The sequence below is a fragment of the Arcobacter sp. YIC-80 genome (assembly GCF_044841725.1).
GTDB lineage: Bacteria > Campylobacterota > Campylobacteria > Campylobacterales > Arcobacteraceae > Arcobacter_B.
Window position 1 is genome coordinate 164,451 of sequence record NZ_JBJBSI010000003.1, and the last position, 23,636, is coordinate 188,086.

At 27.3% G+C, this 23,636-nt stretch carries 17 protein-coding genes; 4 read left to right on the forward strand and 13 right to left on the reverse strand.

The features are described from left to right. The first annotated feature begins 1 nt into the window (after position 1). The 4 genes from ACH5BK_RS06360 (at position 2) to ACH5BK_RS06375 (ending at position 4,814) form a co-directional block, all read left to right on the forward strand. Positions 2-1,060 carry a MaoC family dehydratase gene (locus ACH5BK_RS06360; RefSeq protein WP_404305585.1) on the forward strand — a complete coding sequence of 353 codons (1,059 nt, stop codon included), beginning with the start codon at positions 2-4 and terminating at the stop codon, positions 1,058-1,060. 30 nt (positions 1,061-1,090) lie between these two features. Then, positions 1,091-2,074: an HpcH/HpaI aldolase/citrate lyase family protein gene (locus tag ACH5BK_RS06365; protein WP_404305587.1), complete on the forward strand. Its 984-nt coding sequence runs from the start codon at positions 1,091-1,093 to the stop codon at positions 2,072-2,074. Between the two features lie 234 nt (positions 2,075-2,308). Then, positions 2,309-3,799 (forward strand): fumarate hydratase, encoded by a 1,491-nt coding sequence (locus ACH5BK_RS06370; RefSeq protein ID WP_404305589.1) that lies wholly within the window; start codon positions 2,309-2,311, stop codon positions 3,797-3,799. A 181-nt stretch (positions 3,800-3,980) separates the two neighbouring features. Continuing rightward, positions 3,981-4,814, forward strand: a complete 834-nt coding sequence (locus ACH5BK_RS06375) for a DUF5718 family protein (protein WP_404305591.1) — start codon at positions 3,981-3,983, stop codon at positions 4,812-4,814. Positions 4,815-4,840: 26 nt separating this feature from the next. On the opposite strand, the gene ACH5BK_RS06380 is transcribed toward ACH5BK_RS06375, so the two are convergent. The 13 genes from ACH5BK_RS06380 to flhB form a co-directional block, all read right to left on the reverse strand. Continuing rightward, positions 4,841-7,795 carry a methyl-accepting chemotaxis protein gene (locus ACH5BK_RS06380; protein ID WP_404305593.1) on the reverse strand — a complete coding sequence of 985 codons (2,955 nt, stop codon included), beginning with the start codon at positions 7,793-7,795 and terminating at the stop codon, positions 4,841-4,843. A 202-nt stretch (positions 7,796-7,997) separates the two neighbouring features. Beyond that, positions 7,998-8,564 carry a flavin reductase family protein gene (locus ACH5BK_RS06385; RefSeq protein WP_404305595.1) on the reverse strand — a complete coding sequence of 189 codons (567 nt, stop codon included), beginning with the start codon at positions 8,562-8,564 and terminating at the stop codon, positions 7,998-8,000. A 127-nt stretch (positions 8,565-8,691) separates the two neighbouring features. Next, complete coding sequence (locus ACH5BK_RS06390; protein WP_404305598.1) at positions 8,692-10,692, reverse strand: cache domain-containing protein; 2,001 nt, start codon at positions 10,690-10,692, stop codon at positions 8,692-8,694. Positions 10,693-10,696: 4 nt separating this feature from the next. Next, positions 10,697-10,921 carry a hypothetical protein gene (locus ACH5BK_RS06395; protein WP_404305600.1) on the reverse strand — a complete coding sequence of 75 codons (225 nt, stop codon included), beginning with the start codon at positions 10,919-10,921 and terminating at the stop codon, positions 10,697-10,699. Then, the gene (locus ACH5BK_RS06400) at positions 10,912-12,093 is read right to left on the reverse strand and encodes an MFS transporter (protein ID WP_404305602.1); all 1,182 of its coding nucleotides are present in this window, start codon (positions 12,091-12,093) and stop codon (positions 10,912-10,914) included. The genes ACH5BK_RS06395 and ACH5BK_RS06400 overlap by 10 nt, the downstream gene beginning before the upstream one ends. Further along, complete coding sequence (locus ACH5BK_RS06405; protein ID WP_404305604.1) at positions 12,080-13,786, reverse strand: molybdopterin-dependent oxidoreductase; 1,707 nt, start codon at positions 13,784-13,786, stop codon at positions 12,080-12,082. Before ACH5BK_RS06405 ends, ACH5BK_RS06400 begins: the two co-directional genes overlap by 14 nt. Next, on the reverse strand, positions 13,773-14,480 hold the full coding sequence (locus ACH5BK_RS06410) for a hypothetical protein (RefSeq protein WP_404305606.1): 708 nt from the start codon (positions 14,478-14,480) through the stop codon (positions 13,773-13,775). Before ACH5BK_RS06410 ends, ACH5BK_RS06405 begins: the two co-directional genes overlap by 14 nt. A 3-nt stretch (positions 14,481-14,483) precedes the next feature. Next, complete coding sequence (locus ACH5BK_RS06415) at positions 14,484-15,971, reverse strand: hypothetical protein (protein ID WP_404305608.1); 1,488 nt, start codon at positions 15,969-15,971, stop codon at positions 14,484-14,486. A gap of 2 nt (positions 15,972-15,973) precedes the next feature. After that, complete coding sequence (gene flhA / locus ACH5BK_RS06420) at positions 15,974-18,100, reverse strand: flagellar biosynthesis protein FlhA (RefSeq protein WP_404305610.1); 2,127 nt, start codon at positions 18,098-18,100, stop codon at positions 15,974-15,976. 29 nt (positions 18,101-18,129) lie between these two features. After that, positions 18,130-19,284 carry a flagellar hook-associated protein 3 gene (locus ACH5BK_RS06425; RefSeq protein ID WP_404305612.1) on the reverse strand — a complete coding sequence of 385 codons (1,155 nt, stop codon included), beginning with the start codon at positions 19,282-19,284 and terminating at the stop codon, positions 18,130-18,132. Continuing rightward, positions 19,281-20,585: a flagellar protein export ATPase FliI gene (gene fliI, locus ACH5BK_RS06430; protein ID WP_404305614.1), complete on the reverse strand. Its 1,305-nt coding sequence runs from the start codon at positions 20,583-20,585 to the stop codon at positions 19,281-19,283. The genes ACH5BK_RS06425 and fliI overlap by 4 nt, the downstream gene beginning before the upstream one ends. Further along, positions 20,585-22,579 (reverse strand): tetratricopeptide repeat protein, encoded by a 1,995-nt coding sequence (locus ACH5BK_RS06435; protein ID WP_404305616.1) that lies wholly within the window; start codon positions 22,577-22,579, stop codon positions 20,585-20,587. Before ACH5BK_RS06435 ends, fliI begins: the two co-directional genes overlap by 1 nt. A gap of 3 nt (positions 22,580-22,582) precedes the next feature. Beyond that, on the reverse strand, positions 22,583-23,635 hold the full coding sequence (gene flhB, locus ACH5BK_RS06440; RefSeq protein WP_404305618.1) for a flagellar biosynthesis protein FlhB: 1,053 nt from the start codon (positions 23,633-23,635) through the stop codon (positions 22,583-22,585). Position 23,636 lies beyond the last annotated feature (1 nt).

Here is a 23,636-nt window from a genome sequence, read left to right on the forward strand (position 1 = left end):
AGTGTCTAAAATTAATATTGGAAACTTTTTTGAAGATTTCTCAATTGGTCAAAAAATAGTACACCCACTTCCAAGAACAGTAAGCCAAGGTGATGTATCTTTATACATCGCTTTTACTGGTTCTAGATTTGCTTTACATTCATCTGATGTAGTAGCAAATGAAATGGGATATGAAAAAAGACCTATTGATGATACATTAAACTTCCACTTGACTTTTGGTAAGTCAGTGCAAGATATTTCATTAAATGCAATTGCTAATTTAGGTTATGCTGAGATTTCATTTCCTAATCCAGTTTATGTTGGTGATACTGTAAGTATGACTTCAACAGTTATTGGTTTAAAAGAAAACTCAAATGGAAAAAGTGGAGTTGTTTATGTTCACTCTATTGGAGTTAATCAAAGAGATGAAGAAGTATTAAACTTCAAAAGATGGGTTATGGTTCATAAAAAAGATAAGGAAACTTTAACGGGTATTAAAGAAATACCAACTTTTGCCCAATCAACTCCTATATGTGAAGAGATTAATATCCCAGAAATTAAATGTGTAAATACTGATGCAACGGGTGGTAAATACTTTTTTGAAGATTACGAAAAAGGTGAAAGATTAAATCACCCAGAAGGTATTACTATTGATAATAGTGACCATACTTTAGCAACTAAGTTATACCAAAACAATGCAAAAGTTCACTTCAATGATCACATGATGAAAACAACTGCTATGGGTGAGAGATTAATTTATGGGGGAATTGTAATATCAATGGCTAGAGCTATTTCATTTAATGGTTTACAAAACGCTCAATGGATGTATGCTATTAATAGTGGTGCTCATGCAAACCCTACTTATGCAGGAGATACTATTTATGCTTACACAGAAGTAATAGATACTATTGATCACAAAAGAGACGATATTGGATTATTGAGATTAAGAACAATTGCCCTTAAAAATCAAAAACCTGATGAGATTGAGTCACCAAAAGGTGAAGATGGTAAGTACTTAAAAAATGTTGTACTTGATTTAGATTACACAGTTGTAATCCCAAAGAAAAAAACAAAAAAATAAATTTAACTTAATAAAAGGAAGGAAATTATTATGACACACCCAAACGAAGCACTATTTGAATCTGGTAAATCATTACCAATTATTCCAACTTGTGAGCACTTTGCAGGAAGCGAAAAGCTAATCCTAAAAGGTTTTGAAATGCAAAAAAAACTAGGACCTGTTTTTGATATCACTTGTGATTGTGAAGATGGAGCAGAAACTGGTAAAGAAGTTGAACATGCGCAGATGATCGTTAGAGTTGTTAACTCTGATGCAAATCCTTATGCAATGGCTGGTACAAGAATTCACGATTTTTCTCATCCAGATTGGAGACAAGATGTTGATATTTTAGTTCCTGGTGCTGGTGAAAAATTAGCATATATTACATTACCAAAATCAACTTCTTATGAAGATGTAAAAACTCAAATTGAGTACATCCAAGAAGTAGCTGCAAAAGCTGGTATCAAAAGAGAGATTCCAATTCATATTTTAATTGAAACTCATGGTGCATTACAAGATGTAGAAAAAATCGCTACATTACCATGGCTACAAGTATTAGACTTTGGTTTAATGGACTTTGTATCAGGATATCAAGGTGCAATTCCAGCTATTAATATGAGAAGTCCAGGTCAATTTGATCATAGATTAATTGGAGCTGCAAAAGCAAAAGTTGCACAAGCTGCTATTCAAAATCATGTTATTCCTTGTCATAATGTAACACTTGACCTTAAAAATCCATACCAAACTTACAAAGATGCTGAGAGAGCTAGAAACGAGTTTGGATTCATGAGAATGTGGTCAATTTACCCAACACAAGTACAAGCAATCGTTGATGCTATGAAACCAGACTTCACTGAACTTGAAGCTGCACAAAATATTCTTTTAGCTGCACAAGATGCTGAATGGGGACCAATCCAGTATGATGGTGAGTTACACGATAGAGCAACTTACAGATACTTCTGGGAATTAGTACAAAGAGCTCACTTCTCTGGTGCTAAACTAATGGATGAAGTTAACACAAGATTCTTCGCTTAAAACTATTAATCTAAGGCCTTGCCTTAGATTAACTTCTTATAAATTACTTAATTTTTTTTCTTATATAACAAAGCCTTTTTTTCCTTAATAATTTCTAGTTAAAATACCTATTATTTACATAGCTGTTAAGAGTTAACACTTTTTTAAAATAAAAATGTTAAGTTCTAATAAAAAAAGATTTTTTTCATAATTACATAGGTATAATAATTACAATTTCTAAAGAAAAGGGAACAAATGAGCGTTATTACAGAACAAGATATTATTGATAGTGTTGCAGGAGCCTGTCAATACATCTCATACTACCACCCAACTGATTTCGTAGAAGGAATGGTTGAGGCGTATGAGAAGGAACAATCAGAATCAGCAAAAAATGCTATTGGGCAAATTTTAATTAACTCAAAAATGTGTGCAATGGGTCACAGACCTTTATGTCAAGATACTGGATCAATCAACATTTTTGTAAAAGTTGGTTTAAATGCTAAACTTGATATTTCAAGAGAATTAGAAGATATTTTAAATGATGGTGTAGCTAAAGGTTATACTGACCCAGATAATACTTTAAGATTCTCAGTTGTATCTGACCCAGCGGGAGAGAGAAAAAACACTAAAAACAATACTCCAGCGGTTATTCACATGAGTGTTGATAACTCTGATAAGATTGATATTACAGTAGCTGCTAAAGGTGGAGGAAGTGAAAATAAATCTAAATTTGCAGTATTAAATCCATCTGATTCAATTTATGATTGGGTTATGGATAATGTAAGACAAATGGGTGCAGGATGGTGTCCTCCTGGTATCTTAGGAATTGGAATTGGTGGTAACCCAGAGAAATCTATGTTATTAGCAAAAGAATCTTTAATGGATCACGTTGATATTCATGAATTAAAAGCAAGAGGTCCTCAAAATGCTCTTGAAGAGTTAAGACTTAAACTTTATGAAGATATTAACAAAGTTGGTATTGGAGCACAAGGTTTAGGTGGGGTTACTACTGTTTTAGATGTTAAAATCTTAGACTATCCATGTCACGCTGCTTCTTTACCAGTTGCTATGATTCCAAACTGTGCTGCTACTAGACATATTCACTTTGAATTGGATGGTAATGGTGCTGCTAAATTTGAAAAGCCTGATTTAGATATCTGGCCTGATTTAGAAATTCCAATGGATACAGTAAAAAAAGTTAACATTGAAGATTTAACAAAAGAGAACTTATCTCAATTTAAATCAGGTGATACTTTATTATTATCTGGAAAAATTTTAACAGCAAGAGATGCTGCTCACAAAAAAATCGTTGAGTACAAAAATGCTGGTAAACCACTTCCAAATGGTGTTGAATTAAAAGATAGATTTATCTACTACGTAGGTCCTGTGGATCCTGTAAGAGATGAAAAAGTAGGACCAGCAGGACCAACTACATCTACAAGAATGGATAAATTTACTAAAGACATGATGGAAATTGGTATCATGGGTATGATTGGTAAAGCTGAAAGAAAACAACCAACTATTGACTTAATTAAAGAGTACAAATCTACTTATTTAATCGCAACTGGTGGTGCAGCTTACTTAATTTCTCAATCAATTAAAGATGCTAAAATTGTAGCATTTGAAGAACTTGGTATGGAAGCAATTTACGAATTTGAAGTAAAAGACATGCCAGTTACTGTTGCGGTCGACACTGAGGGTGTATCTATTCACACTACAGGTCCTGCAAAATGGAGAACTATTTAATTACAAAGGCTTTTGCCTTTGTAATTAATACTTCTTTTTTTAACCTTATTTGAAATAATACTCCCTCCTAAAATAATCCTTATACAAAAAAACTAAGTTATAACTTTGACTTTAAGAAGATAGATTTATGCTATATTCTTATTCAACAAAAAGATTGATATATTTTATAGGAAAACTCAATATGTTATTAGACGATTTAAAAGATTATTTAGGATTTGCTGTTGCTGGAAATTTTGCCAACCACTTAGGAGAAGCTGGGGAAGCTGATGAATTTTCAGTTATTAAAACAGAAGAAAAAGATGCACCAAAAGGAATGTTTCCTTTTTATATTAAAGGCCATGATTCATTTTTGGGAACATATCCTATTTGTGATGAAGTTATTTATACCCATGGAAGAGAAAATGATAACCTACAAGTAGAAGCGGAAGTTGCACTTATTTGTGACTTTATTTATGAAAATGGGAAAGTAAAAGATATTGTTCCTAAATATTTTTCTGCTTTTAATGATTGTTCTATTAGAATCCAAGATGGAAATAAACTAAGTACAAAAAAGAACTGGGGAGAGAATACAAAAGGTATTTCGCAAGATATTATTAAAATAGATAACTTCACAGAAGATGGAATACTAAATAGATACCATATTGCTTCATTTATAAAAAGAGATGGTATTGTACATGATTATGGAACTACAAGTGCAGTAAAATCATATAGCTATTTCTTTAAACAATTAAAAGATTGGATGATTGATAAACTAAACACTCAAGAAGATTGTGGACCACTTGAAGAGTTAACACAATTCATGACAAATGCTAATGAGGCAAAAGGTATATTAATAGCAGCAGGGGCTACTGCTTATGCTGATTTTGGAAAGAAAAACTTCTTACAAAAAGGTGATGAAATTTTTGTTTATGTATATGATGCACACTTCCACTCATTTGATGATATGTATAATGATATGTGTGGTATGGATACTTTTTTAAGTAAGTGTTCTAAACTTCATCAAATAGTTCAATAAAGTATAAAAGGTATTTCCTTTTATACTTATTTTCTTAAAACTTTAGTATTTACAACTGCAATACTATTTAAACACCCAAATAACTCGCCAGTTATATCTTCAATTTCTTTTGCTTTTTGTTTTAATTCATCATTACTTGCACAAGAGGCATTTAAAGTCATAAACTCTTGCATTAAAATATGGAAAGTTTCTTTCTTATTTTTCAAGTTTTTCCATTCTAAGGATAAAGTATAAGGTGATTTTTTTCTTTCACTATCAATAATCCATCGGCCTAGTTCAGTCTCTTCATTTTTAACAATATTTATATGACTATATGTATTTAGTTGTTTGTAGTACTCTTTTTTTAGATTAATATTATTATTTTTATATTTTGATATTTGCTGAATCAAATCTATATCATCAACCATATCATAATATTTTTTATTGATCTTTGTTTTTTTAGTAATCCCTAAAAGTCTTGATGATAGTTGTGCTACTTGATTTGATAACTCACCAATATTAGCCGAAGTTGCTGCATTTTCTTGAGTCATTTTATCCAGATTTGATACAGCATCATTTACTTGTATCATTCCTATTTCCTGCTCTTTTATAGCTGCACTTACATTATCAATAATATTTTTTGTATCAATAATTCTTAAAGATAATTCATCATAACCTTTTATCATATTATTTGCTATATCTTTACCTTCATTGGATTTTAGTGTAGCTTCTTGAACCAAAGATTTAATCTCATTTGCTGCTTGTGCACTTCTACTTGCTAAGTTTCTTACTTCTTGTGCAACTACTGCAAAACCTTTTCCAGCTTCTCCTGCTGTTGCAGCTTCTACTGCTGCATTTAAAGATAATATATTTGTTTGAAATGCAATTTTATCAATCACACTAATTGCTTCACTTATAGCTGTAACCTTATCATTTATTTCATCCATAGAATTTGATGTTTTACTAGCTAAATCATTTCCCGTTTTAGCTGTGTGATTTAATTCATCTGAGATATCAAGCATTTTTTCTACATCTTTACTACTAGCTTTCATATTACTTGTTATTTGCTCAATTGAAGCTGCTGTTTCTTCTAAAGATGTAGCTTGTTCATTTGCACTAGTTGAAAGATTTTGAGAAGACTTACTTAAAGTAATTGTATTTAACTCTAACTCTCTTCCTGCATTTGTAATCATTGCGATTAATTGTGAAATAGATTGTCCCAGTAAAACTGAACCAGCAAATAATGTCCCAAAATCACCATATAAACCATCTTTTTCATTTTCTTTTAATCTTGTATCATAAGCACCTTTTGCATAGCCATCTAAAATTTTATTTATATTCGCAACTTTTGAGCTTGTATTTAAAATCATATCATTAATACTAAGTCTTAAAGACTCAACCTCAGCAGTTGCACCATGTTCTTTAATTTGATATTGTAAAAATCCATTTGATGTTTTTTGTGCTATATCGGAGAGTTCACTTACTACTTTTCTATCTTGTTCTATAATCTCTTTTATTTTTACAATCTGCTTATTCATCTCTTTTGTCATTAGTGCAAACTCATCTGAGCCTTTAACCTCAATAGAACTTAAATTATCTTTTTTTCTTATAACATATAAAAAGAAAGATTCTAAACCTTGTTTAAAGGTATCTAAAGATGTGACAATTTTTTTTGTCATAATAAAAACTGATAAAAATACAAAAATTAATACTGTTAAAATTAAAATGGTAATCATTAAAAAGTTTTCATTTACATTTGAGATTTTATTCTCTATTGTATTTAGAAGTTTATTTGTAACATATAACTCTAATACTCTTAATTTTTCAATTCTGTTTAAAGATACAAGCTCCCATTGTTTTAAATTTGCACCATAGATATTTTTTGATAAGCTAGATAAAGATTTGAAAGCTTTAGTATCATCTACTTGAATATATTCATTAATTTCCTCAATACTATTTCCATTGTCTCTTAATTCTTGTATTTGTGATGCCATTAATAAATATGTATCAAAAACTCTTTGAATTTTTTTGATTAACTTTTTTTCTTCTTTTGTTACACCTTTTATTCTTTTATATGCTTTTAATTTTCTTATTATTGATACGTGTTGTTGCTGAAATTTTTGATAACTTTTTTCATTTCCTTCTAAAACATAGTTTTTAAAACTATGGATTAAACCACCATAACCAGCAAGCTCTTTTATTTGAGTTAATAGACTATCTTTACTATTTTTTATAGATATTAATTGCCTAAACTTTTCTACTTCTTTATTTTCTTTAGAATCTAAAAATTGTTTTAACATCTCTAATTCTTTTAAAGATGAAACCTTTTTGAAATTATCTAAATATGTGTCTTGGGAAGATACTAATGAGCCAAATTCAAAGCCTTTTTTAGTTGTAATTCTAGCTACTTCAAATATCTCTCTTAAAACTAAAGACTCTTTATAGGCTTTTTCTTTTATATTTAATAAGGAAAGCAAAGCTTGTGAATACTTTGAAAGCTCAGCTTGAGTAGAAAATGAAACTAATTCATCAAAAAAAGATAAAAGATAAGTACTTAAAGAGGAATAGTATCTATTTGCTTTAAATTCATCAATTTGATTGTTTTTAATTTCTGCTCTAATTTTTGATAATTTTTTAAACTCTTTTCGTAGCTTCACAAGGTTTTCATGTACTTTTTTACCATATAAAGAAGAATCAAAACTATCTAAGAATTTATAAAAGTCTTCTATTTTCTCTTGAGTATTGTGTTTTTGTTCTTCTAGTTTATTCTTAAAACTATTTCCATAAGTAGAAATATAAATTGAAGAATAATATCTTTCTTTTTGAAGCTCATTCAATAAAGAACTAGCTTTTATACTAAAGTTTACATATAGTTTTGATTTATACATAGAATCTTTTAAGCTAAACTCTTTTTGTAAAATACTTACTGATAAAATTACAATACTTAGTATAGGAAAAAGCAAAATTAATAAAATTTTATTTTTTAATTTTAAATTATTCATTAGTACTCCAAGATAAATTTAAAATACTATAGTATAAAAAGTATCAATAGATATTGAACAAAAGTTAGAGTGTAACCGTATTGTAATCTACATATTATTAGTGAGTTATTTATTATTTAGAAAAAATTTTAATTATTTTTTGTAATGAAGAATATAACACAAAAGAGGAAATTTACAAAAAAGAGGAAACTCTTTTTTGTTTTTATAAATCAACTAAAGCTTTAAATTTAACTCCACATCTAGCAAGATTATCAATATTTACATGATTTCGTTCATTTATTTTATCATCTTCTATAAACTGATATTTTACTTCTAAGATAACAGGAGTAGTTTTACTTGGAATTTTATAAGTATCATAATATTCACAAAATAAAGCACTTTCACAAGAAGCAATCATAGGAGGGAAATTTTCCTTTATATTTTGAACTTCAATTTCAAACTCTTCTATTTCACTCTGTCCTTTATCAAGTGGAGTTGCACACTTTTGTACAAGTTCTGCATGCTCTTTTTTAGCAAAACATATCGTAGCTTTTTTAGTTTCATTAATATTGGCAAGGGAATCTTTTGGTGTTCCATCATCTTTTTGACCAATAGCAACTAAAACTAAGGCTGGATTTGAAGAAATAGGAATAAAATAAGAAAATGGAGCACAATTTAAAATACCATTTTCATCTTCTGTAACTATCCAAGCAATAGGTCTTGGAACAACAGTTCCTGACATTATTTTGTATCTATTTAAATCATTTACATCTTTGTAATCTAAAATCATTTACTTCCCTTATTTTTCGTTAAATATACAAAATTATAGCTAAACATTAGAATTAAAAAAAATATTAGTTATGATTTTTCAGACTTAATAAATTTGTGTTTCCAATAGTTATTTATGGATATGATATTTAGTCACTTTTTAAAGGTAAAGATATTTTAAAATTGGCACCTTTATATATTTGTTCATCTATTACAAACTCTTCATTTTGAACACTTATTTTTCCATTTGAGTGCTTTTCAATAATCTGTTTTGTCATATATAGACCAATACCCGTACCACTATGCTCATCTTTTGTAGTAAAATGTGCTTTAAAGATATCATCTATAATATCCAAAGGTATTCCCCCTGCACTATCTTTGATATTTATGTAAGCATTGTTTTCATCACTATAAATATCAATAACAATAAATCTATTAGATTCATCAACTTGAAGTAGTGCATCTTTAGCATTATTTAAAATATTTAATATTGCTTGTAATAGTTCATTTTTTATAGCTGAAATATAAACACTATTGTAATTTTCAATTATATTAATATAACTATTTTGCAAAGAAGCACTTGTAAGCGAAAGATTTTTCTTCAATAAATCAACTAAATTGAACTCTTCAATACTTTTACGTTCTCTAAAAAAATTTCTAAAATCTTCTATTGTATTAGATAAATGTTTTGTAGTTTCTACTATCTTAGAAAAGTCTTTTTCTAACTCATCTTTTTCTAAAATATCATACTGCATTTTTAAAGAGTTTCCACTAGCTATTGTGGAAATTGCACTTAAAGGTTGTCTCCATTGATGTGCAATATTAGCTATCATTTCACCCATTAAAGCCATCTTAGATTGACTATAAAGTAATTGGTCTTTTTTTCTATTTTTACGAACTTCTTCTTTAAATCTATTTTTTAATTTATCATTTAACTCTTCAAGTTCTTTTGTCTTTTCTTCAACTTTAAACTCTAAAGAAGCATTTATATTTTTAAGTGCATTTTTTTGGCTTTCTATTCTTAGTTTATGTTTTTTTAATAAGTAGTTTAGTTTTGATGAAATAAAGTATGAAAAGATTAAAGCAATTACTAAAAATATTAATACAATTTGAAGCATTTCTTTAATACTTTCTTCTATTTTTTCTTTATTTGAACCTAATATTTGTTCAATATTTTTATCTATATTATTTACATCAATTGCGATTGTTATAAGCCAATCCCAATGTTTTATATAATTTACTACATATAACTTATAATTTTTATCATTTATTTTTTTCCAAATAAAACCAAATTTTTCATTTGACAAGCCTACTCTTGATTTATTCATAAAATCATATATAGACTCTAAAACCTCTTCATTATTTTCATAACTCTTAAAACTTCTATTTATATATTTTGTATCTTTTGAATGTTGTAATATTCTAAAGTTTTCATCAAGAGTTAGAATATATCCATTTTGAGGAATACTCATTAAGTCTAATCTTTTTTTTACTTCATCTTTTGTTATGGTTTCATACTCATCTACATCGACACTATAACCTACAACAAAATTAAGATTTTTAAAGTTTTTTATATATGAAACCTTAAGCTTATCAATTTTTTTATTTAATGAAAATGATTTATTATATAAAATAAAACCCTCTTCTTTATTTTCAATTATATACTTAAGTTTTTGTAAGAACTGCTTATTTGAATAAAGTTCTGATTCTGAATCATGAATATAATCTGAATTTAATAAACTCAAACCATTCTCATAGCTAAATATAAAATATTTCCCTTTATCTTTTTTTTGTATATCATTCAAAACCTTTAAAAGCTCATCTTGTATAGCACTTTTTGAAATATTGTTTTTTAAATCAAACCTACTTAATATATTATTAGTAAAACTTATTTTTGATTTTATATTATCTTTTATTATATTTAGAGTACTTGCTTTTTTAAATTTAATATAAGAATTAACAGATTCAACTATTGTTGAAACTCTTAACTCTTCTTGATCTAAAAAATTATCTTTTAATTTATTATAGTCTGTTTCAAATTTTAAATTTGATTTTTGTATATGAACAAAAGTAAGTATTGAAGCTGTTAATATAATAAACACCATAGGTATTATATATATTAAACCTGTTAAGTGTTTCTCTTTAAACATTCTTTTAGATTTTAAACTCTTGTTCTACTTGCTTAGCTAAAAGTTCACCTTTCACACTTAAAGTTGAATCTGAAATATACTCTTGTTTTTTAAGATTTTTTAATAAACGTTTTCCTTCTTTTAGTGAAAAAAGACCACTATTTTCAAGCTTTAAAACTACATCATTTAAAGATTCGTCATCATCTTTTTTCAAAATTCCTAAAAGCAAAACTTTTTCATTTATATCCATGTTTTAATCCTAATAAAATATAGAGCAAATAGCATAAATGCTAAGCCTAAAACAATGGTAATTATAGCAAGTGAAGTTAAAGTTGCCATTAATCCAATAAACAAAGTTGTTATCACACAAGCAATCATAAAGAACATATCATTATAAGAAATAACTCTTCCTAAATACTCATCATCACATTTTTCTTGTAATAAAGCATAAGTAATTGACCATAAAACCGTTGTAAATAAACCTGTCATAAACACAAATATAAGAGATAAATAGAAATTATATTGAGTTAATCCCCAAAGAATAATAGCAATACCTTGAATTATTAATAAGTAGTGAATATTTGTTTTATTTACATACTTTGATATAAAAAATGGTCCTATCATTAAAGCAAAGGCTCTTACTGCATTTGATATACCTATAGCTAAAGGTACTGCAATTACATATTTATACTCATTTTTTGCTAAAAGTGTAACTAAAGTATCAAAAGAGGTAAGTCCTACACTTGCATGTAAAAAAATCAAGTGCATTATCTTTGGATTTTCTTTTATATAAAAAAAGCCATCTTTTATTAAAGCAAATATTTTATGTTTTATTTCGCTTTGTTTTACTTCAAAATCAATTCTAAGTAGTACTAAAAGAGCCACTAGAAAAAATCCTGCATCAATTATAAAAGCTGTTCTAACTCCAACATAATTTACGACAACACCACTTACACCCATTCCAGCAGAATATGCAAAAGACCATATTATCGAATGAATTTCATTTGCTTTTTGTAAGGCTGGTCCTTTTACTAACTTAGCAAGTAATGACATCTCCGTTGAGAAGAACATAGAAGCACAACTCATTCTAATAAATATAAATATCATTAAAAGCCAAATTTCACTTTTATCATCAATAAAAAGAAAACAAAGTGTCATTAAAAGTTCAACACTTAAAAGAGCAACCATTAAATTTTTAAGTTTAAACCTATCAATAATTGCCCCTGAAAATGGAGCTATTAATACTGCTGGTAAAAAGTGCATTGCTGTAACAACAGCAATAGCAAGTTCAGAAGAGCCAAACTGTACAAGCATAGTATAAATAGCAACATTTGAAAACCACGCTCCAAAATATGCTATTAATTGTACAGCAGATAAATCTCTAATTACTTTATGTTTTGAAAATAACTCACGATAATTCAATTTGGATTAAAACCTCTTGATACATTGCAGAAAAAGAATCTTCATCTTCTTTATTTACAGTTAAGTAGTTTACATATTTATTTCCAGCATAGAAAAATGCACAGTTTTCTTTTATGTCATTATTGATTTTTACTTTAAATTTTGCACTTCCATATTTTGAAGAAATCTTAACTTCTTGATTATCTTCAAAACCACTTTTAGAATTTAGATATACAAAATTATCACTATTAAACTGTGAATTTAGAGATTTTTTACTTTTTGCAGTTATTAAATAATAGTTATCGTCAGTTTTATCTTTATATAAAGGTTCAATATCAACCTCTTCTATAAACTCAAAAGTTTCAAATTTTTCATATTCTACTTTATTATTTTTATAATATTCTAATATTTCATCTTTTTGCATCAAAGGTTCATAAGAAAATTTTTCAATTAAATATTTTGCTAAATCATATTCATTTATTGTTTCTTTTAATGGTTCATTTACAATTTCAGAAATAGCAATATTTTCATGTCCATAAGATAATCTAACATCTTCTTTACTTAAAAAATCAGAAGAAGGAATAATAAGATTTGCATATTCACAAGTATCATTATTTGTTGTACCAAAAAAAACAACAAATGTATTTTTAAGCCCGTTTATCACAGCTTGCGTATTAGGTGCAGATACAACAGGATTTGCTCCTTGAATAAATACTAAATCATAAGCAGAAAAATCTACACTAGGAACAGGGATTTTTTTATTTTTCCCTTTAACTTCAAACTGTTTTTCATAGCCATAATTTGAATCACTTAAATACCATACTCCACCTGCTTCTTGCTTATAAATACCTAAAAACATTGCAAAACCATCAATACATCTCATGATTTGAGAACCTTCAAAATATTTTTGAACCCCAAGCCCTAAAACTATTGATACTTTTTTATTTTCTATAATATCAAAAAACTTATATGCATCATCAAGTGCAATTCCTGTTGTAGCTTCATAAGATACTAAAGGTCTGTTTTTAGAAATATCAAAAAACCAATCATGCCCTTCACTATTGTCTTCCAAATATTCTTCATCATCCAATCTATTCATAAAAGCTAATCTAGTTAAATATAAAGCTAACTCGTAATCAGTTTTAGGATTTAGTTGTAAATGAAGTTCTGATTTCTTAGCAATTTGTGTTTTTATTGGATCAATTGTAATAAATATCTTATCTTTTACAAGCTTATATATATGAGAAGAAGTTTCTGTAAAATTTCTACCCCAAACTATAATCACATCTGAATCAATTAAATCTTGAATTGGAGGATTTTGTACACTTCCTCTACTAGCTTCAATACCAGCACCTCCACCTCCATCACATAAGCTACCTTTTGTTAAAACAGCTCCGTGTTTAGCAAAGAAGTTTTTAGGAGCACTTTGCATTACACCTAAGTTTCCACTTCCTTTGTAATATAAAGTAGAACTTGAAGGTGTAGTCTTTAGTTTTTTCTCTAAAATATCTAAAGACTCTTCTAAAGAGATATCTTTTCCTTCAAATTTTGCATTTTTTAAATTATCTTCTTTTAATAAAGAAGCAAAATTAACACATAATCTACCATTTGTGATTTTATTTTCTTTTGAACCTTTTATAACTCCTTCATTACTTACTGCTTGACAAGTATCATAACAGTCTAAAGGACAGGCTATTTTTTTATTTAAACTCAATTTTTACTAACCTTGAAAATGTTTTTACCTTATCTACAATAATTTCTACTTTATATGATGAAATATGTGATGAATCAGCAACAGAATATATTTTATTTATTTTTATATTTGATTCTTTTCCATCTAAAAATATTTTTTTATTTTTTATAGTTTCAATACTTGAAATTGGCACAAAAAACTCTAATTTACCTTTTGATAAATCTTGTGCTTCATATAAAAGTGTTCCAGGATTTACATAATCCCCTTTTTTTACTGCGATATTAGATATATAATTTGATTTTTCAATCAACCTTTTTTTTGAAATTGTATCTTTTAAATTCTCTATTTTTATAATAATATCTGCTTTTGATGATTTTAAATTTACAACTTTTAATTTTTGAGAGTCTTTTTCAAAAGCAGGCTTTGAAGATACTCTTTTTAATCTATCATAGTTTTTTTGTTCAATATTAATCATTTCATTAATATATGAAAGTTTATTTCTTGATTGTTCTAAATCTATTTTATCTACATTTGAATCTATTTGAACAATTAAAGAATCATTTGCTTTTGTTCCTTCAACTTCATCATTTGTATAAATAACTTTTCCTAAAACTGAAGATTTTATTTTATAACTATTCACTGGTTCTAATTTTGCATAATATTCACTTGCAAAAACTGAACCAACAAAAAACATACATATTAACAATGCTCTCATTTATTATCCTTTTAGATTAAGTCTTCTTAAAATCTTTATAATATCTTTTTTTAAAATATCAACATCTTTAGTATTTTCTAAATTATAAATCAACTCATCTAATTTTGGGTCTTTATTTATATAAACACTCAATATTTTCAATAGTTCATTAGATGATTTTGTTAATTTAACCTTCTTAATTAAAGGCATTTCATTAAGCTTTTTAGAGTTTCTTAAATTTATAACATAATAATATAAACCTAATGTTAATAGTGTTGATATAATACCTAAAGAAAAGTATATTAACTTATCTTTTAAAGAACTTTCTTCAATAATCTTAACTATTTGTTTCTCTTTGAACTCTTTTACTTCTTTAGGTAGCTTTTCTAAAACAGCTTTATTTAAAGAAGAATCATTTACCTTTGAATCTAAAATATCTATATATATTTCTTTTGTTTTTTTTGTAAATACTTTATTTGTTTTTTTATCAAAGTAACTAAGAGAAAAAGAAGGAATAGTATAAGATTTATCAGATACAATTGTATAAGTTTTTTTATAAGTACCTTTATTTTTATTATCTATATACTTAGTTTCTATTTTAGGCTTATTAGAATAGATATTTACACCTGGAATTTCTAAATTAAAATCTTTTATATCCTCAAAATTTCCATGTCCTACTATTTCAATAGTATAATTTATAGCTTCAAGACTTTTAGTTTGAGATTTATTTACATTTGCTTTTATTTCAAAATTACCAATAAGATTAATATTTTTGGGAAGTTCTTTTACTTTAAATTTCAAAGCATTTGAATATATTCTTTCTTTCGATATCGAATTTGAAAAGAATGAAATACTTCTACTACTATTATCTACATATTGAGTATCTATTCTTAAAGGTTCAATTACTAATTCTCCTGCTTTTTGAGGGAAAAGTAAAAATTTTAATTCTGTAATAGTAAAACCATTTTCTTCATAACTATTTTGATAACCAAGTTTTTTATACCAAAAATTTTTAAAATCAGGATTAATAAAAGATAAATCTAAGATTTGTGTTTGTGTTTTATATTTAAATTTTAATAATAGTTCAAAACTTTCTGATACATATAGATTTTTCTTACTACTTGATATCTCAAAATCAAAAATATTTGACTTACTTTTTTGAGGTAAAGATAGTTTTATTTGTTTTTCTTGTGTTTTAAACTCTTTACTATCAACTATAAAGTTTAATGAGGGAAATACAAAATCTTTTGTGGGATAAATAGAATATACTCTATTTATTTTTTTACTTATTGTTGAATTTATAATAGAAGTAGATGATGTATTAGAAATAATAGAAGTTTTAAAACCTGCTATTTCATCTAGTTTTGGAAACTTTATATTTTCACCTTGTATTTCAATGTTAAAAATACAAGGTTCATCTTTTATACAAATAGAAGGTAAATCTAATTTGACATCAGCAAATAAACCATTAAGAAAAAGAAAAAAAAGAAATATAAATCTAAATTTTTTCATATCTAAAATTCCAATGTTCCTTCAATAGCGAAATTAGCTTTAGAATCAAGTTCCGCATGGGATAAAACTGCCACTTGTAAACCAAATTTCTCATATATTTCTGAAATTCTTTTTCTAAGTGAAGGATCAACAACCATTGCTACTTTACTAAAACCTTTTGCTTCTATTTGCTCTATTAAATCTTTTGTATGAGTAACTAAATTATTAATTTCTGCAATTGATAACATAAGTTGTGTAGCTCCATGTTGATCTTGGATTTTACCAATGAACTGTTGCTCTAACTCTGGTTTAATAGTAATAATATGTAAAATACCATCATTATCAACAAACTTCTGTGTAATTAATCTATAAAGCTTTGATCTTACGTGTTCTAATAAAACATCAGGAGCTTTTGTAAATTCTGCTATATCAGCAATTGCTTCTACAATTGTTAACATATCCACAATAGGTATTTTTTCATGAAGTAAATCTTTACATACTTTTAATAAAGTACCATAAGAAGTAACTTTCATAGCTTCATCTACAACAATTGGGAAATCTTTTTTTAATCTATCAATAATATCAACAATATCTTGTCTTGTAATAATATCCTCAGCATGCTTTTTGATAATTTCAGAAATATGAGTTGATATAATTGTAGGTGCATCAACTACTGTAAATCCTTTCATTAATGCTTCTTCTTTTAAATCTTGCGAAATCCAAGTTGCATCTAAATTAAAGACAGGTTCCTTTACTTTTAAACCTCTTAGTTTTTCACTACCTAAACCACCCATAGCAAGTAGTTTATCAGTTTCAACTCTTCCTTTTACTAAAGGAATTCTTTTTAAATACAATTGATATTCATTTGGTGCTAAAGAAGCGTCATCAGATATTCTAATTTGAGGAATAATAAAACCTAATTCCCCTGCTATAGTCTTTCTAATTGCTTTTATTTTATCTAATAACTCTGAATTTCCTTGAACTAATTGAAGTAGTCTAATTCCAAGCTTTAACTCTAATACTTCTAGCTTCATTATAGTCTCAATATTCTGTTCTTCATTAGCAGCTGATGCTTGTTTTTTCTTTTCTTTGATAGTTTCAACATCATCTGACATTCTTGCTTTTGGTTTAAGTTTATCTGCTTCTTGAGTTTTAAAGAATCTTGTAATAGCATTATCTTGTTCATTTTCAATCATACTTATAGTATAACCTATAAAGATCATAATTGAACCCATTACAATTAAAATACCTGTTGGAAAACCTGGAACAAAACCAAATAAAATCATTCCTATTCCAACTAATACTAAAGCTTTAGAGTCTTTTACAAGTTGCATAACTGATTGATTAGCAAACTTATCTTCATCCATATTTGAACGTGTAATAATAATGGCCGTTGCTGTTGATAATATAAGTGCAGGAATTTGAGCTACTAATCCATCTCCAATAGTTAAGATTGTGTATATCTCACCACTTTGAGCTACAGTCATATCGTGTTGAAATAAACCTATTAATAGTCCACCTATTAGATTTACAAGAGTAATAATAATACCAGCAACAGCATCACCTTTTACAAACTTTGAAGATCCATCCATAGCACCATAAAAATTTGCTTCTGAAATTAAAGACTTTCTTCTTTCTTGTGCTTGTTTATCATCAATAAATCCAGCATTTAAATCAGCATCAATTGCCATTTGTTTACCAGGCATAGAATCAAGATTAAATCTTGCTGTAACTTCGGCAACCCTTGTAGCACCTTTTGTTACAACCATAAAGTTAATAAGTACCAAAATAATAAATACAATAATACCAATAACCATATTTCCACCAACAACAAACTCACCAAATGCAGAAATTATGGAGCTTACAGCATCAGGACCATTATGTCCTTCACTTAAGATTGATCTTGTTGTAGCAATATTTAAGGACAGTCTGAATAATGCTAAAATAAGTATAATTGTTGGAAAAGTAGTTAAGTCTGAGGGTTTATGAATATATAATGATATTAATAAAATTAATAAAGATAAAGATAAAGATATTACCAAGAAGAAATCTAATATACCCTTAGATAAGGGAACTATAATAATTACTAATATAGATACAAATAATGCAACTACAAATAAATCTTTCGATAATATCTTTCTAATGTTCATTTACGACTTTAACTTTTTATTTTAAATAACTATCTAATAAAATTAACTAATGATAATTCACTAGTTTTTTGAATTGTTGAATATAATGCTGTAAATGTTAATTCAAGTGCTTTTGCTTCCATAGCAACTTTACCTAAATCAACTCCTGCAATCTTTTGAAACATAATATTATATTGTGTTAATTTAGCAGAATTTTTTTCCTCTGAAATTTCAAATACTTTGTTTCTACCACCTAGCTCTGCATGAGCAACATTTACTGCATCATAAGCAGCATTAATATTGTTTAAACCTTCATCTAATAAAGCATTTGCTTCTGCTGTAGTAATTGGATTACCATTTGAATCTACTTTATTTAATGAATTTACTATTGAATCAAGTTCATCAAAAATATTTGTTTTAGCTTGAAATTTTGTACCATCAACATTAGGTGTAGTTATTTGATATGGAAATTTTGTTGCATTTGCACCTGTATTTGCACTAACTGTTAACTCTTCAGTTGTTGCATTTCCATTAAAATCATATTTAACTAACTTTGTAGGAGTTGTTAAAGAATCAGGCTTCCACTCAAAACCATCTTGATCTACAATTCTTTGAGAAGTTGAAAACTCTAATGTATCAGCTTTAGTTGCTATATCCGTTGGATACATCATCATATCAAAACCATTTACACCTTTTTCTCTATAAGAACCCTCATCAACTGCAATTTTTCTTAAATGATTATCTCCATTATAAGAAACTTTTCCTGTAGTAGGATCTTCTGTAAAAGCTGGGATTGATGAATCAGAACCAGAAAATAAGTATTCACCATCTATTCTTGTATTTGCAAGATCTAACATATTTTGTTTAACACCTGCTATACTTACAGCAATTGCTTTTTTACCTTCATCTGTTGTAGTATCAGTATTCGATTTTAAAAGCTCACTTTTAACTTGTTCTAAAAGACTTTTTATCCCTGTAACAGCAGAATCAGAAGCTTTATTATGAATAGTTGTTTTATTTAATTGAGCTTTTATTCCTTCAAAAGTTCTAATTTTATCTTCTGTAAAAATTTGTCTTGTAAAAAGTACCGCATCATCACTACCATTATCAATTATTTTACCACTAGATTTTTGATAAGAAATTCTTTCTTGCTCAGCATTTAACTTATCTAATCTATACATTGTAACTTCAGTTTGATTTATCATTGTAATACCTTTCTGAACATTTGTATAATTTCATTAAAATTATATTGTTCTTGTGTACCTTGAGTTAAAAACTCTCGTATTTGCTCTTTTTTAGCCATAGCCTCATCTAATTCAGGATCCATTCCTGGTTTATATGCACCTACTCTCACTAAAACTTCATTTTCTTTTATTAATGATAATACTCTTTTTAACTTTAAAAAGCCATTATAATGCTCTTTATCTACAACTTTATCCATAACCCTTGAAGCTGATTTAAGTAAATTTACTGGAGGATAAAAACCTTGTTCTGTTAGCTCTCTTGTTAAAACAATATGCCCATCAAGAATTGATCTACTTTGATCAGCAATAGGGTCATTCATATCATCTCCATCAACTAGTACAGTAAAAAAGGCTGTTAAAGATCCTTTTTCATTATTTCCTGCACGTTCCATCAATTGAGGTAAAAGAGCAAATACTGAGGGTGGATATCCCCTACTTACAGGTGGTTCACCAGTACTTAAGCCTATTTCTCTTTGAGCCATAGCAAACCTTGTAACTGAATCCATCATTAATAAAACATCATGTCCCTTATCTCTAAAATATTCAGCAATTGCCATAGCTGTAAAGGCCCCGTATTTTCGCATAAGAGCAGATTCATCTGAGGTTGCTGCAATTATTACAGTATTTTCTAAATTATTATCCAGATTATAATGAATAAATTCAGGAATTTCACGACCTCTTTCCCCAATAAGTGCAACTACTTTTATTTGTGCTTCACAACCTTTTACAATCATTCCCATAAGTGTAGACTTACCTACCCCTGAACCTGCAAAAATACCTACTTTTTGTCCTTTCCCAGAAGTAAGCATAGAATCAATAGATTTTACTCCTGTTGAAAATCTTTCATCTATTATTCCTCTATCCAAAGGAGCCATAGAAAGCTTATTTATAGCAGATGTTTCATGTAAATCTTTTATCTTACCTTTATCATCAATAGGCTCACCTAAGGCATTAACAACTCTTCCAAGTAAGCCATAACCACATTTAACAGATAAGCCTTCTTTTTGTAAATAAACCTTGTCATGTATTCTAAATCCATCAATAAAAGAAAAAGGTACAATTGTAAAGTCAGCCCCATTAATAGAAGCTATCATTCCAAGAACTGTATAAAGATGTTGTACCGATTCAATCTTTACAATATCTCCAACTGCAACTTCAAGACCTGTTGCCGTAACTGTTGTAGTTGAAATATTTTTTATTCGCCCAAAAGCAATAGATAAATCACTTGAATCAATATTATTTATAAGCTTATCTAAATCCATTACATCTCATCACACATTTTTTTGTATAAACTATCAACTGTACCATTAACCTCTTTACATTTTAAAATATACTCTTGCTTTTTTGTTTGATTATTTAAACTATTATAAATATTTATTAAATCATAATAAACTTTAACCTCATCATTAGGCTTAATTCTTCTTGTATTTTTTAGACCTTCCAGTAAATAATCTTTTGCTTTTTGAATATTATTCTCATTTTCTTGTAGTTTAGCCAAAGACATTTCCACAAAAGGAGAATAAACAAAAGCATTTATTTCTTTTTGTTTTTCATAAAGTTTCTGTAAAAACTCAACAGCTTTATCTTTTTTTCTATGTTTTAATAAATAAAAATAATAATCATAATAAAAATCTACAATAACTGGATTATTTTTATTTTGTTCAATAAATTGTTTATTTCTTGTTGCATAAGAAAAGAATTTATCTAAAGATAAAGTATCATTTTGATGTTTTATGATTTTATATCTAATTAAAAACTCTTTAGAAAGAATATCTTTATTATTTACCATCTCAACTTTAGCAGAAAAATCTAAAGCTTCATCATATAAACCTAAAGCTAAAGCCATTTTTTCTAAATATAAATATATATTTGCATCTCTACTTGTATTAAAAGTGTTTTTTATTTGAGTATAAGCTCTTTCATAAGGTACATCAATTAAACATTGAAAAAATTTATATTTTACACTATCATCTTCAATTAATCTTTCTAAAGTTGAACTTCTAGCTGTTTGAAGTGCATCATGAAGAGTAAAGCATTGGTCATCATTTAATAACATTTTTATTCTATCTATATTAACTTCATCAAAAAGAACAGTCATTGAATCATAACCAAATCTTCTAGCAATTGTATCTGAAATAGTTCTGTAAATTTTTTTCTTTCTTAAAATTTTATCAAATTGTTTACCCTCTTTTTCATTTATAAGCTCTTGTAATAAAGCCTTTTGTTGCATAGACTCTGAATTTTCATACTTCTGTGAAACAACTGTTGTTTTTAAAATATTTTGTCGCATTAATATTTCATCAATATACATTTTTGCTTTTTGGAAATATGCCCCTTGTGAATAATCATTTATGATATCTTCATATAAAGCTTTAGCTTTTTCTAAGTAATAGTTTGTTCCATCATACATTAACATATATGTATTTGCTAATTTAAATTTAAAATCCTCAATTGATTCTTCTTTTGTTGTTCTATTTAAAAGCTCTTTTAAAATATTAGCTGCATGTCTTGGCATATTTGCTTTTATTAATTTATTTATTTTTTTATTTGCTAAATAAGAATCATTAGCATAGAAGTCTATATTATTTTTTAATACCTGAGATATTAATTCATTTGCTTTATCAAACTCTTCTGTAAAAATATATAAATCAAAAAGTTCATTTGCTACAATAGTAGCTACTTCTTTATCTTTTGTTTTAGTTAATATTTCATATAAAATTCTAATAGCCATTTTTGGCTCTTTTTGATATTTATAAACCTTCGCAAGAGCGATTTTACCTCTTGTTTTAACTATTTTATCATTAAAATTATTAACTATTATTTCAGCAAAATACTTAGCATCTTTTGATCTATTTGATTCTAGTTTTAAATCAACCAATAACTCATAAGCCCTTGGTAAATCATACTCATTTATTTTAGAAGAATTAATAGCTTCTTCTAAAACTTTTGCTCCATCAACAATAAATCTTTTTGACTCTTTTTTTAATGATAATTCACTATAAAGAAGAATAATATCAGAGTTTAGAACTTTTAATCTATTTTTATCTTTAAAGCTTTTAATCTGAGCATAAGCTTCATCAACTTTCCCATCTTTAGCTAGTTGTCTAGCATTTTGTATTAAATCAAAACCATCACTTATTTTTTGTTTTCTTTGTTCTGAAATTTGAATACCTGAAGAGTTAATAAAACTATAATAAAAATCTTTTTTTGCATATAAAAAATTTACAATTAGAAAAAATATAATTAAAAATTTCAAATCTTACCTTTTATTCTTTTTTAGTTCATAAACATATGAGAAAATTTCTGCCAAAGTCTTATAAAATTCACTTGGAACTTCTTGATCAACTTCTATTTGATCATGTAATGCCCTTGCTAATGCAGGATTTTCAATAATTGGAATATCATTCTCTTTTGCAATGTCTTTAATTTTTATTGCTAAAAAGTCAATTCCTTTTGCAATCATTTTAGGTGCAGAATCTACAGTATTATCATATTTCATAGCTACAGCATAATGAGTTGGGTTCGTAATTACAACATCAGCATCTGGTACATCTGACATCATTCTTTTTTGAGCCATTTGCATCTGTATTCTTCTAATACGCCCTTTTACTTGTGGATCTCCATCCATATTTTTAAATTCATCTTTAATCTCTTGCTTACTCATCTTAAGAGACTTCATATAATAATGTCTTGTAAAATAAAAATCAATTATAGCAAAAATAATTATAATAAGAAGTATAGCTGCTAAAAAATAGCTAGTAAGCTCAATCATAGAGTTAATAGTACCAAGTGTTTCTTGATTCATCATAGCAAGCATCATTTCACCTGTGAAAAGGAATAAAACAACCATCACTGCAACAATTATTAAAAGTTTCATTGTTAATTTGAAAGCTTCTATTAACTTCTTTACTCCAAAAACATTTTTCATTCCCTTTATAGGATCTAGTTTTTGTAAATCAAGTTTTATAGGTGTTACAATCATTCCAAATTGTACCCAGTTAAAAACTAATGCTAAAATAAATACTAAAATAAACATGGGAGCTAAAGCTTTTAGTGTTGCCATGGTTACAGAATAGGTTAAGGAATAAAAAATTGTATTATCCATTTCTTGTCCTATTAAACTATAACAAAACAACATTAGTTTTTTTATTTCCAACATTGAAGATGATGAGAAAAAAAGTAAATATAAAGAACCAAAAAAAAGTATAGCAGCACCCGTTACTTCCATAGACTTAGCTACATTACCTTCCTTTTTAGCATCTTCTATTTTTTTGGGCGTGGGTTCTTCTGTTTTATCATCTTCATCAGCCATA

Coding starts and splice junctions, on each gene's coding strand:
- ACH5BK_RS06365 (WP_404305587.1), top strand. CDS start 1,091: ATGACACACCCAAACGAAGCACTATTTGAATCTGGTAAATCATTACCA.
- ACH5BK_RS06370 (WP_404305589.1), top strand. CDS start 2,309: ATGAGCGTTATTACAGAACAAGATATTATTGATAGTGTTGCAGGAGCC.
- ACH5BK_RS06375 (WP_404305591.1), top strand. CDS start 3,981: ATGTTATTAGACGATTTAAAAGATTATTTAGGATTTGCTGTTGCTGGA.
- ACH5BK_RS06380 (WP_404305593.1), bottom strand. CDS start 7,795: ATGAATAATTTAAAATTAAAAAATAAAATTTTATTAATTTTGCTTTTT.
- ACH5BK_RS06385 (WP_404305595.1), bottom strand. CDS start 8,564: ATGATTTTAGATTACAAAGATGTAAATGATTTAAATAGATACAAAATA.
- ACH5BK_RS06390 (WP_404305598.1), bottom strand. CDS start 10,692: ATGTTTAAAGAGAAACACTTAACAGGTTTAATATATATAATACCTATG.
- ACH5BK_RS06395 (WP_404305600.1), bottom strand. CDS start 10,921: ATGGATATAAATGAAAAAGTTTTGCTTTTAGGAATTTTGAAAAAAGAT.
- ACH5BK_RS06410 (WP_404305606.1), bottom strand. CDS start 14,480: ATGAGAGCATTGTTAATATGTATGTTTTTTGTTGGTTCAGTTTTTGCA.
- ACH5BK_RS06415 (WP_404305608.1), bottom strand. CDS start 15,971: ATGAAAAAATTTAGATTTATATTTCTTTTTTTTCTTTTTCTTAATGGT.
- flhA (WP_404305610.1), bottom strand. CDS start 18,100: ATGAACATTAGAAAGATATTATCGAAAGATTTATTTGTAGTTGCATTA.
- ACH5BK_RS06425 (WP_404305612.1), bottom strand. CDS start 19,284: ATGATAAATCAAACTGAAGTTACAATGTATAGATTAGATAAGTTAAAT.
- fliI (WP_404305614.1), bottom strand. CDS start 20,585: ATGGATTTAGATAAGCTTATAAATAATATTGATTCAAGTGATTTATCT.
- flhB (WP_404305618.1), bottom strand. CDS start 23,635: ATGGCTGATGAAGATGATAAAACAGAAGAACCCACGCCCAAAAAAATA.